At 36.7% G+C, this 12,129-nt stretch carries 9 protein-coding genes; all 9 read right to left on the bottom strand.

Annotated features, from left to right (window positions below; translation table 11 throughout):
- Positions 1-124: 124 nt before the first annotated feature.
- The 9 genes from H3T47_RS03650 to H3T47_RS03690 all read right to left on the bottom strand — a co-directional run bounded on the left by H3T47_RS03650 (position 125) and on the right by H3T47_RS03690 (position 12,047).
- Positions 125-1,099 carry a ribose-phosphate diphosphokinase gene (locus H3T47_RS03650; protein WP_038523978.1) on the bottom strand — a complete coding sequence of 325 codons (975 nt, stop codon included), beginning with the start codon at positions 1,097-1,099 and terminating at the stop codon, positions 125-127.
- 236 nt (positions 1,100-1,335) lie between these two features.
- Positions 1,336-2,232, bottom strand: coding sequence for an N-acetylmuramic acid 6-phosphate etherase (murQ, locus tag H3T47_RS03655; protein ID WP_199282588.1), 897 nt, complete (start codon positions 2,230-2,232; stop codon positions 1,336-1,338).
- 39 nt (positions 2,233-2,271) lie between these two features.
- Positions 2,272-3,708, bottom strand: a complete 1,437-nt coding sequence (locus H3T47_RS03660; protein ID WP_199282589.1) for a PTS transporter subunit EIIC — start codon at positions 3,706-3,708, stop codon at positions 2,272-2,274.
- Between the two features lie 13 nt (positions 3,709-3,721).
- On the bottom strand, positions 3,722-4,615 hold the full coding sequence (locus tag H3T47_RS03665; RefSeq protein ID WP_199282590.1) for an esterase family protein: 894 nt from the start codon (positions 4,613-4,615) through the stop codon (positions 3,722-3,724).
- Positions 4,616-4,884: 269 nt separating this feature from the next.
- Entirely contained in the window at positions 4,885-5,940 is a 1,056-nt protein-coding gene (locus H3T47_RS03670) for a DUF871 domain-containing protein (RefSeq protein WP_199282591.1), read from the bottom strand.
- Between the two features lie 129 nt (positions 5,941-6,069).
- On the bottom strand, positions 6,070-7,167 hold the full coding sequence (locus H3T47_RS03675) for a DUF871 domain-containing protein (RefSeq protein ID WP_199282592.1): 1,098 nt from the start codon (positions 7,165-7,167) through the stop codon (positions 6,070-6,072).
- 18 nt (positions 7,168-7,185) lie between these two features.
- Positions 7,186-8,541, bottom strand: coding sequence for a PTS sugar transporter subunit IIC (locus H3T47_RS03680; RefSeq protein WP_038523995.1), 1,356 nt, complete (start codon positions 8,539-8,541; stop codon positions 7,186-7,188).
- A gap of 422 nt (positions 8,542-8,963) precedes the next feature.
- Positions 8,964-10,520 carry an SLAP domain-containing protein gene (locus tag H3T47_RS03685; protein WP_199282593.1) on the bottom strand — a complete coding sequence of 519 codons (1,557 nt, stop codon included), beginning with the start codon at positions 10,518-10,520 and terminating at the stop codon, positions 8,964-8,966.
- Positions 10,521-10,703: 183 nt separating this feature from the next.
- A complete protein-coding gene (locus H3T47_RS03690; RefSeq protein WP_109918734.1) occupies positions 10,704-12,047 on the bottom strand; it encodes an MFS transporter in 1,344 nt (447 codons plus the stop codon).
- Positions 12,048-12,129: the final 82 nt, after the last annotated feature.

The following is a 12,129-nucleotide window of genomic DNA, read 5'->3' on the forward strand; positions in this document are numbered from 1 at the left end:
ATTAAACTTTAATTTAATTTTAAATGCAATCAAATTTTACCAAAAGGTCATTTTATTGAACTAAGTGGTCATTTGCCCAAACTAAAAGACCTGCTTTAATTAAGCAGATCTTCTAGTTTATCTTTTATTTGTGTTTATCTTTTTCATATCTGGTATTAAATAAAGGACTAAGTGCTTCGTGCTTTTGAATGCACTTGATTGCATCCCCAATAAGTGGACCAACCGAAACTAAAAGTGTTTTTTCCAGTTTCTTTTCAACTGGTTGATTGATGGAGTCCGTTAATACCAAGTTTTTAATCGGAGAATCGTTTAATCTTTGAATAGCAGGACCTGATAAAACTGCATGTGTAGCACTAGCATAAACTTCTGTTGCTCCAGCATCTATTAATGCTTGTGCAGCTAGGGTGATTGTTCCTGCTGTATCAATCATGTCATCAATAATGATAGCGCGCTTACCTTTAACGTTACCAATGATATTCATTACCTCTGAAACATTGGCACGTGGGCGACGTTTATCCACAATTGCAATTGGTGTCTTTAAAAACTCTGCTAACTTGCGGGCACGAGTCACACCACCATGGTCAGGTGAAACTACCACGGCATCTTTTTGCAAATTATTCCTTAAAAAGTAATCAGCAAGTAAAGGTGCACCCATTAAATTGTCAACTGGGATATCAAAGAATCCTTGAATTTGTGGGGCGTGAAGATCGAGTGATAAAACTCTAGTTGCACCAGCTTCTTGCAACATATCAGCTACTAGTTTAGCAGTGATTGGCTCACGGGGTCTTGTTTTACGATCTTGACGAGCATAACCATAGTAAGGAATTACAATATTAATCGTCTGTGCACTGGCACGGCGCACAGCGTCAATCATGATTAGCAACTCCATTAAGTTATCATTAACCGGCACACTGGTTGACTGAATTAAATATACATCTTTACCCCGGACAGATTCATCAATATTAATTTGAATTTCGCCGTCACTAAAGCGTTGAACGCTGGACTTACTTAGGGGTACCCCCACACGTTCGGCAATTTTTTCTGCCAGCGGAACGTTTGAATTAAGGGCAAACAACATCATATTGTCTTTATAAGACATAATTTCCTCCGTATTAAAATTGTTAACAACTTATTATTTTACCAAAAGTTGTCTGAAAAAGTTACTTCCTATATTATTATTCAACTTTAATGAATGACATTCAAGCCTTGAATACTAGATTAAACCGTAAAATAGGACTTTTTAACAAAATAATTCATAATTTATCAAAGAAAAACCTTTCAGTTGGTTTAAATACCATCTGAAAGGTTAGCCAAAATTATTCGTAGCCAAACATTTTATTCTCCCTGTAATACACGGCTAACATTGCCATGATATCTTGTGAGCAACTTGCCAGCAGCATTTTTATCTTTTTTAGTTTTTGCCATTATTATGGCTAAGTCAACTTTGTTATCGGCTTGTTTTAAGTAAGCTAAAGCCTCCTCAGTGGTAACACTTGTAGTCTCACTTATAATGCGACATGCACGGTCAACTAACTTCGCATTAGTCGGTTGCACATCAATCATCACATTCTGGTAAACTTTACCTTGTTTGATCATTACACCGGTTGAAATCATATTTAAAATCATTTTTTGTGCTGTACCGGCTTTCATGCGTGTTGACCCTGTGACCACCTCAGGTCCAACAACTGCCTCTATCGCAATCTCGGCTGCTTGACCAATAACTGAGTTTGGCACACAAGCTACTGCAATGGTTAAGGCACCCTTTTTCTTGGCATATTCCAGTCCGCCAACAACATAAGGAGTCCTACCACTAGCAGCTAATCCAATAACCACGTCATTAGCAGTTATTTTTATTTTGTTTAAATCAGTACTGCCCAGTACAGTAGAATCTTCTGCACCTTCTACGGCAGAAAACATTGCACCTTTACCACCGGCAATTAAACCAACTGCTCTCTCCGGTTTAATACCATACGTAGGCACTAATTCTGCAGCGTCCAGCACGCCTAAACGGCCACTGGTGCCAGCACCCATATATACTAAACGGCCACCTTGCGCATATCTTTTTGCGGTTTCATCAATCGCAAGTGCAATTTGTTTTTCTGTAAGTGCAACAGCTTGAGCTGCCTTTTGATCTTCTACATTAATCGTCTTTACCATATCAAGTGTGGACATGGTATCAATGTGAGTCGTAGCAGGATTACGAGTTTCGGTCACTAAATTTTTTATTGCCATATTATTCCTAACTTATTTTTTAATTGATATAGTTAAATCTTATTCTGGAAATAGTTCATTAATTCGGTTTTGATCAACACCAAAGAACCAAGTACAAATGAAACCACCTAAATATGCGATTAACATGGCAATCACAAATTGTAACTGTTGTCCTGGTTGAATTATTAGTAAACCAAAAATTCCTGAAACGCCCTGAGAAACAGTCCCTAAATGAAAGAGTGAGGCTGCTATACCGCCAAAGCCGGCACCCAAACACGCAGTAATAAAGGACCTGCCTAATGGAAGTGTGACAGCGTACATTAAAGGTTCGCCAACACCTAAAATCGCAACTGGAATTGAACTCATGACCAGTTTCTTAAACCTTTTGTTCTTACTCTTAAAGTATAAAGCAAGTCCAGCTCCAACTTGACCGCCACCGGCCATTGTTAAAATGGGTAATAAATAGTTAATTCCGTGAGTAGGACCAGTAGGGTCATTCAACATAACGTGGATAGGAGTTAGAGCTTGATGCAATCCTACAGAAACCAAGCCTAAGAACGTTGAGGATAACAGATAACCACCGATCCAGCTTAATTTGGTGTATAAGAAATCAAGGACTACATAAATAATATTTGTTAGCCAATTTCCGACAGGCTGCAGGAAAACTACTGAAATCAAGCAGCAGAAAATCAGTGTCAAAATCGGAGTGAAAAATGTATCGAATATATTAGGCATCCATGTTCTAATCCATCTTTCCGTCAGTGCGATAAATATACCCATAAATAAAGCGGTCAGTAAGCCACCGACACCCGTAACATAAGGTTTATTTGTGAAGGGCATAGAAATTGCAAGCGAAGCTAAAGGAAATGTTGGTAAACCTAGACTTAAACAGAAGATACCGCCAATACCGCCAAGGATTGGACTACCTTTAAATTCTTTGGCGGCGTACATCCCTACAAATACTGGTAAAAAGGCAAACAGACCCCAGCCAATTGTTTTAATAGCCATGTACCACCAGTCATTAGCAAATGCACTGCCAGTTTGGTAGTCAATAACATTGGTAATACCATTTACCAGTCCTGCGGCAATAATACCTGGTAAGAGCGGTACAAAGACATTAGCAATATGATGTAACCCTCTTTGGAGTGGTTTGTCATGCTTAGCCTTTTGGGCAGCTTTATTTTCCTGGGCTTGTTTTTTCACCTCTGCTAAATCACTGTTACCATCTTCAGTAGTGAGGTTGATATCAGCTAAATTAGCCATTATTTGAGCTACTTTCGTAACTTTTCCGGGTCCTAAAACAATTTGCAGCGTTTCTGATTGTACAACTCCTAAAACACCAGCGACTTTTTTCAAAGCATCAATATTAACTAGTGAATTATCTTTGACAGTTAAGCGCAACCTTGTCATACAAGAAACAATTTCACTTATATTTGATTTACCACCGACTAATTCTAATATTTCTTGTGCTAAATCTTGCTCAGATTTTTTTGTCATTTTGCTCACCTCACTAGTTCATTTCATCCAAAGCCCAATTATAGGCATTTGGTGCAGCTTTGGCCCAATAAGTCCAGTTGTGATTATCGCCACTGTCTTTGACATATTTAACACTGATATTGTTACTTTGCAATTTTTTCACAAAGCGGTTAACATCTTTTACCGGTACAGTAGTATCTGATGATGTGGTTTCGACAAAAAACTTGCTTTTGGCTGATTGATCACCAAGGTAATTTGTCGGGAATAAAGACTGGTAAACTTTATCCGACCAGCTCTTTTTTCCATCAGTAAACGCGTGCATGCTCATTTTAATAGGGTTAGTGTTAGGCAGGTTATACCACACTGAAGGTGAAATCAAAACTGCCTTACCAAACAAGTTAGGATATTTCAGGACAAATCTGGCTGCTCCATAGCCGCCCATTGAAATCCCACCAATAGCCGTGTGATCAGGATCAGTTTTAGTTTTATAAAGTTTATTAATTGTCGGGACCATGTCGTGAACGATGGCATCTTCCATTGGCAAACCGTCTTTTTGATTAACATAAAAACTGTTAAACCCATCTACAAAAACCACTATCATTTTCTTGTTCTTGCGGTGGACTAAACCATCCAAGATCTGTTGAGAATTAAACCTTTCAAGTAAGTTCCTGTGATTGCCGTTTACACCGTGCAGCATGTATAAAACAGGATATCTTTTATTGCCACTAGGGTCATAACCCGCTGGCAGATAGACATCATAATTCCAGTCCAAGTGCATTTTTTTGGAATACATCGTAGTAGTAACTACTTGACTCTGATTTGGCTTGACAGCAGGATTAGCTGCCTTCTTTTTACTGCCACAACCAGCTAAGAAGAAAACAATCGGAAGTAGCGTTAAAATTGCTAATCCGCATTTTTTAATTTTCATTTTCGACTCCTTTAATAAGATTACAGAAAAATAATTTAAGTGAATATTTTTATATCCTTCGACAAAATATTTACTCAAAACAGTGTCAACACAAAGTAAGTATAGTATTAATTATACCAATTTTCAATATTATAAATATATTATCTAAAATTTAGGTAATTATTGCACTATACCAATTTTATGATTAATAGATTGCTTGACCTAGTATTTTAGCTGGAAAAATCGAGACATTCCTGCTAGATGGCTTTTTAATTTTACACAAATAACCCCTAGTCTTTTTTCAGTTCCACAAAATGAATTTTCTGACCTGCACCTATTTGATCTAAAAGCGGTAGGTCTTGAGGCACGACATGTCCCAAAATGTTAACTTTCTTATCTACTGGTAAATCACGCTTAGTTATTTGTAATTCACCCTGATAACGCAGATATAATTTATTATCACAGGTAATTGTTCCCTTAGGACGTGCACTTACTTTTGTCTGTGGTTCTGTGTTAAAAAGCTGGCGGCTACGCCCCTCCGTCAACCTAATCACATCTCGTGCCACATCTGGACGATTGCTCCATTCATAATTGAATAATTCAGGCAGGTTCCCATCAACGTGAAGTGTAATAGTCTGCTGTTTGATGTAATTTTTAAAACAGTCAATCATATTCGTTGTTAGGGAACCATCACCAATAAAGACATGATCGCAACCAAGCTGTTTCAATTCCAATGCGGCAGCTAAAGGATTCTCACCTCTATGTTTTTCAAGAGTTGGCAGTCCAGCATGAATAGGTCCACGCAGAACATCATCGCCCGCAACAAACGCCATCGTTTCCAAATTCATTTGGTGTAACCAATTATTTTTTTGTTCCAACCAATTTGCATCTAGGCCAGTTTCTGGGCGCGGATAAAAGTTATGCCAAGCTTGTAAATTTTCGAAACTGGCGCCGTGTTCTCGTAAAGCTGTGATGTCATCTTCATTTATAGTGCTGGCATTCAGAGCAATGGGCATTTTCTGCGAAAGTTTAGCTATAGTAGCTGACGTCACACCATCATCTATTCTTAGTCCAGTTAACCCCAGACTTTCAATCTGCTTTTCGTTATCTAATGCAATACCTAATTGCTCTAATCCCTCCTCAGAAACGTCGGCAATTATGTCTGTTTCTAAATTCTGACACCACTTCGTTAACTCAGCTAATCTTTTCAAAACAACTTTTTGATCATCTTCTGGTATATGCAATGAGGTAAAGACAGTGGTTAAACCAGCATTACGCATTGCCAGCAAATAATTATAATCTGCAGCCGTTAAGTCGCGGTTGAGATATATTGAAAAACCTAGCATGTGTTTCTATTTCTCCCTTTTTATGAAATCACTTACATCAATTATTATACTATTTTATTTACGGTAAAAAATGAGCAAATAAAAAAACCGTGAACAATTTGTTCGCGGTTTTTAAAACAAAACTACGTATTAGTTTTCTTGCAAAATGAATGTACTCCACGGCTCAATTTTTTGCAATAAGTCTAAGTCATCTGCACATAAACGTCCAACCAAGTTACGTCTACCATCATTTGGAAAAGGTGTTAAGACAATCTGCAATTCACCTTTATAACGAGGATACTGGTCATTAACAACTACAATATCTCCGCGTTCAAAAGTTGGTTTATTATTATTGTGAGCTGGAATATCTTCCTTTGCATAAATAACACGTGGCTGAGTATCACGTAGTAAGAATTCTGAAGCATCGCCACGGTATAAATGTGGTTCTTTTAAGCAAATAGTTCTTTCAATTGGCTTAGTTCCCTCATCAAATTCCATTGTCAAAGTGGCAAAAGGACTCTTAAAAGCCTTAGCTGCAGCAGCTAATTCATCTTCACTAGCAAAAGCGTTACCAATAATTATATCATCAATCTTTTTGCTCAAACGTAAGTGAGTAACTTGACTAAAAATATTGCGTTGGCGATCGCTCTCCATAGTCGGAAGCCCTTCATGAACAGGCCACGGACCAAATTTCGCATTCTTTGATGAAATAAACGCAGCTGTATGTAATCCATAATCACGATATTTCTGCGAATACTCATTAAAAAATTTTTCACTTAATCCAGTGTACTCTTGAGGATAAAAGTTATGACAACCGATCAAATTATCAACTTCAGGATCATAAGCCATAATACTGTCAAGATAATTTGTACCCCGACTCATATTTAACTCAATCTTAAGCCCATAGGGATTATGAGTCATCGCAGCCTCTTCCATGCCGCTGAAGCCTTCATCTAACCTTAAGCCCCAAACACCTAAGTCCTTGAAAAAGACCAGATCGTTATAGTCAATTTTTAATTCTTTAAATAAAACAGGGTTAATATCTACTACAGTTTTAAAGCCTAGTTCATTAGCATAAGCTACATCTTTCTTTAACTTTGCGAGGATATCTTCTCCACTCGCACTTTTTAACTGCAAAAGTGATGTAAATATTCTGCTATAGCCATAATGATGGGCTAAATCCATATATTCTTTATCCTGTTCAAATGTACTTTGCTCGGGATAAAGTGAAATACCTAATTGCTTCATTTAAAACTCCTTAAAAGATTATTCAGCTGCAGGTTTAACATTGTTAGCGGCTTTAACAAATGGTACATAGATTAAGAAGCCTATAACCATATTTACCGCCTGTAAAATGATTGAACGCCAATCCAATGTGCCGATAAACGCATTTAGAAATGGTGGCATACACCATGGCACATTAGCCTTAATTGGTGCTACCCAACCAAGATTTAGTGCCGCGTATGAAGTTGAAACCATTACAATCGGAGCTAGAATGAATGGAATAAAGTAAATCGGGTCCAAAACAATTGGCATACCAAACATTACTGGTTCGTTAATATTAAATAATCCTGGAACCAATGAAACTTTAGCAACTGCACGTTGATCTTCACGCTTAGAAAATGCCAGAATAGCCAAAATTAGAAGCAGAGTTGAACCTGCACCACCGATCCAGACATAAAAGTCAAAGTCAGTTCTAGTCCAAACGTAAGGTAGCGGTTTACCATTTTGACCAGCATTAATATTTGCAATCTGTGCTGTCATCCAAATAGTTTCGGTAATCGGCATAAGTACATTCGTACCGTGAATACCAAAGAACCAAAATACTTGGACCAAAATAGTGATAAGAAGCACACTACCATATCCTTGACCAATCTTAAGCAAAGGATCCTGAATAGTCTTAGAAATAAAGTCAATCACCGTTGTTTGGTTGAGACTAAATAGGTAATCAATTACGCCAACAGCGTACAAACCTACTGTTGCAGGAATAATGCCAGTAAAGGCATTAGAAACTGCAGGTGGGACACTATCAGGCATTTTAATAGTTATATGTTTCTTAACCAAGTAAATATATATTGTAACTGAAATAGCACCCATAATCATGACGGTAAAGAACCCGGCAGATCCAAAGTATTTATTAAAGTTAAAATAACCCCAAGCACTAACATTTTTACCAGTTACTGCAGTACCAGCGTCAGTTAAAGTTTTAATATCACCCTTAGTTAAGGCATTCTTCAAATCAACAGTGAAGTTTTGTGGTAATCCCATAATGAAAGTACCCAAACTGACTAGACCACCAGCGATTGGTTCAACTTTGTATTGCACACATAATTGATAACCAAATGTGAACGAGAATAACAGACCCAAAATGGCCATAGTACCCGTCCAAACTAGTGAGTTGAGGCTAATCAGCCACTGCATTGAATTGACAAAGCCAATCCAACCAAAATTAGTTGGAATGTCCCTGACTAAAGCATTAAGAACGGTAGCGAAAGAACCGGCTAATGTTAATGGCATAATTGCAATGAAAGCATCACGTAACGCCACGAGCCAGCGAATCGAACCAATCTTAGCAGCAATCGGAACGACATGCTTATTTAACCAGTTAATCAAAGCATTCATAATTATTTCCTCCTACTAAATTTTTACTCCACTTGTATTATACCACATTGTTTGGAAACGCTTTACTTTTTTCGCTAAAATTGTTGCGGCAGTAAGCTTTTCGGCTTTGGTATACACCAAAATATGTAGTACATATAGAGTATATTTTGATACAATATAAAAGTGGTATATACCATAATTTTTTTGTATTTTTCTTTTAATAGATATACAAATTAAAATATAAACATAGTTAAACACAGCAAATTCAATTGAATACTAAATAATTCAAACAAAAGTGTCTGGGAAAAAGTGCTCTTTGAAGTTAAATTAAAAAATTTACAATTTAAAAAGACCGACAAATCAACGTTTTATTGACTTGATTTGTCAGCCTTTTTAGTTAGGTTAGAGTTTTTTCCCAGACCCTTTTTTAAATTTGTTAAAAACTATTTATTAGTTGCAGCATAGTCTGCAATATTTAAAATTTGCTGGAAACCATTAGCACTCGTAACAGTTAGCATTGAATTATTATTAATAAACTGCACTGCACTCTTGTCTACACCATTCACGCTAGCTACCAAGTTAACAATTTCTTCGGACTCTGCAAAAGACAAATTCTTCAAGTCATTGACAATAACTTTTTTACCGTTTAAAGCAGCTTTCGCAGCAGTGATTTGATTTACAGAATCGGTAATATGAGCAACAGTAGAGATTGCACTGTTAACCTGATTGCCCGTTGCAATTGCACTATCATAAGCATCACGAGCTGATTTAGCAGAAAGCTTATAGGTATCACTTGCTTTTACTGAAGCATCCTGACTTAGTAAATCACTAAGTGCCTTTTTATCTGTGGCTGTGGCAGTGACAGTTTCACTCTTAGCAGTTTCTGGTGTGTTAACCGGAGTTAACTTGGCACCACTTACTAAGCTGATATCTTCTTCTTTAAGATACCCATTCTTATCACTTTGCAGTTTATAGAATAATTCTGCCTTATTGTCAGCACTTACCCAAATATAACGAAGTTCAGTTACTCGTGCTCTATGTCCTTTAGCAAAAGTTTTGGTAGGTTGAACTACACCCTTGTTGTTATAAACATTTGTATTCCGTGCCAAAGTGACAGTAGTTACATCAGTATCATTTTCCGGCTTGGAATTTGAAGGTTTTAATTGCTTACCATTAACAATTCCTACATTATTCTTCTTTACCCATTGGTCAGCACCCGGATAATTTGTGTCATTTAGGTGATAATACAATTTCTTGCCAATGTATTTTAATTCATCGACTGTAACCTTTTGTCCTGTTCTGATTAAGACTTTAGTAGACTTACCATTACCATCATATATGTAAGCATTGTGGCTCAAGGTAATTACAGTTGGATCATTTTGGTTGTCACTCGGGGCATTATCATTTTTACCGGGCTTTTTATTAACAGGTTTTAATTTTGCACCAGTTGTTTTACCCACATTGGCTGCCTTAATAAACTGATTATTTTGACCATTTATTCTGTAGAAAAGCTTTTTACCAATGTAAATTAACTGATCAACAGTAACTGTTTGCCCTTTTTTAATCTTCTTCTTTTCTGTCTTACCTTTAGCGTCATAAATATAGGCATTGTGCTTAATCTTAGCTTTTGCTGTAGGTGCTGATTTAGTAACTTTTTTACCATTAACATAACCTACATTAGCTGCTTTAACGTAGGCATTGCCACCTATATCATAGTAATCTTTATTATTGATCGTAACTTTGGTATTAAAGTTTAGGGTAATTCCCTTACCAATTTTGGTTCTTTTGGCACTACCCATATAGGTTTTTAACCTCTTACCATTTTTATCATAAACATAAGCATTATGATTTAACTTGATCGTATTTTGTTTGACATTGTTTTTCTTTGCTGCAGGCTTATCAGCAGCTTGCACTACTACAGCTTGACTGCCGCTTAATACTGGGCTGATACCAATTAACGCAGCAGCCGATACCATCATAAATTTATGACTAAATTTCATTTACTCTCTACCTCGTTATTATATTAAAAATCTATCAACATTGTTTATTGTATACTAAAAAATCGTTCGCAAGCCGTCAGTAAAGAATTGCTTACCTTTTCTTAATACAATTGCACAAATGTAAAAATACGGTAAAACTAATCTTTTTCAAGCAAGTCAAAGCGCGAATTACTGGTAGCTTAATTATTTAGCTGCTTCTTTACGGAGTTTATTTTCACTAATCGCAGTATAAAACAGAAAGATTAAAGCAGCAAAGGAAGCAACATATAAGACCGAGTTGCTGGCAATCCAGCCAAACTTGTCAACCAAAATACCAATTAAGGCTGTTGCCAGAGTTTCACCAAAAATATACTGAAAGAAGCCCATGAAACCAGTCGAAGCACCTACAGCATATTTGGGAACAACCTCATTGATCATTAAACCTACAAGAGTCAATGGAGCGTATATTAAATTACCCATAATAATCAGCGCAATAATAATTAAAGTATGATTATTACTGAAAAAGTAAAACGTTAAACAAATTAGCGTACCAATCACGCATGCAATTGAAACTAGTGCGCGGCGTCCTTTGAGAGCGTCCGAAATAGCACCAATAATGATTACTCCGGGAACTGATGCCAATTCAAAAATACCAATAACCCATTTGGCAGCTGCAGGATCAAACCCCTTATTTTGAACTAAATATGACGGAATCCAGCTTTGAATACCATAACGAACAAGGTAAAGCGACATTGACGTCAGGGTAACGGCCCAAACCAACTTATTTTGTAATATGTATTTAACAAAAATTTGACCAACACTTAAATCTGTTTGATCGGCAGTAGAAACCTGACCGTTGTCCAAAATGACTTTATCACCTGTATAAGTAGAAATATCCGGTAAGCCTACAACTCTAGGCCTATCAGCTCCTAAAACCAAAATTAGGATACAAATTAGAAATGAAATTGCAGATGACGTATAAAAGACTGCGGGTATTGAGCCTGAAAATAAGAAAACAGCCAATTGAACAATCGCAACACAAATAAATGATCCGGCATTATGAGCGGAAGACCAAATGGAATACATTGTTCCTCTCATTCTAGGTCCCCACCACAACTGAATCATTTTTTGGCATGCGGCAGCACCCATTCCTTGTGTAACAGCCATTAAGAACATTAACAGCATCATTAAATACAGGTTACGTGTTGAACCTAAAAAGATATTTAATATTGCTGATAACAAAAGTCCCATCATTAAGTAACGGTTAGAATCACATTTATCCGCTAAAACGCCCATAAAAAGCTTTGCGACTCCATAGCCAATACCAAAACAAGATAAAATCAAACCAATATTAGCAGTAGTAAAATGATATTCTTTCATAATATCATTCTGTTCAGTTGTAAAAACAAGGCGAATAATATAGTAACCAATATAACCTATACATGTTGCTAGCAAAACCCCGAATTGTCTCCACCTGTAGGTACTGGCAATTTTAGCTTGAGGAACCAACCTATCTGAGTCAGGTTGTTTCATAATCCATTTAAACATGATGTAACCTCCTTCTATTAAATTTATGATAGCACTTTCTTGTATTTTACAATAGTGTTGCAATACCAGACTCCTAACAAAT

Origin of the sequence: Lactobacillus sp. W8093 (assembly GCF_016100925.1) — a bacterium.
GTDB lineage: Bacteria > Bacillota > Bacilli > Lactobacillales > Lactobacillaceae > Lactobacillus > Lactobacillus helsingborgensis.

Excerpts from the sequence above, each read along its gene's own strand:
- H3T47_RS03650 (WP_038523978.1), bottom strand. The coding sequence starts at position 1,099 with ATGTCTTATAAAGACAATATGATGTTGTTTGCCCTTAATTCAAACGTT.
- murQ (WP_199282588.1), bottom strand. The coding sequence starts at position 2,232 with ATGGCAATAAAAAATTTAGTGACCGAAACTCGTAATCCTGCTACGACT.
- H3T47_RS03660 (WP_199282589.1), bottom strand. The coding sequence starts at position 3,708 with ATGACAAAAAAATCTGAGCAAGATTTAGCACAAGAAATATTAGAATTA.
- H3T47_RS03665 (WP_199282590.1), bottom strand. The coding sequence starts at position 4,615 with ATGAAAATTAAAAAATGCGGATTAGCAATTTTAACGCTACTTCCGATT.
- H3T47_RS03670 (WP_199282591.1), bottom strand. The coding sequence starts at position 5,940 with ATGCTAGGTTTTTCAATATATCTCAACCGCGACTTAACGGCTGCAGAT.
- H3T47_RS03675 (WP_199282592.1), bottom strand. The coding sequence starts at position 7,167 with ATGAAGCAATTAGGTATTTCACTTTATCCCGAGCAAAGTACATTTGAA.
- H3T47_RS03680 (WP_038523995.1), bottom strand. The coding sequence starts at position 8,541 with ATGAATGCTTTGATTAACTGGTTAAATAAGCATGTCGTTCCGATTGCT.
- H3T47_RS03685 (WP_199282593.1), bottom strand. The coding sequence starts at position 10,520 with ATGAAATTTAGTCATAAATTTATGATGGTATCGGCTGCTGCGTTAATT.
- H3T47_RS03690 (WP_109918734.1), bottom strand. The coding sequence starts at position 12,047 with ATGTTTAAATGGATTATGAAACAACCTGACTCAGATAGGTTGGTTCCT.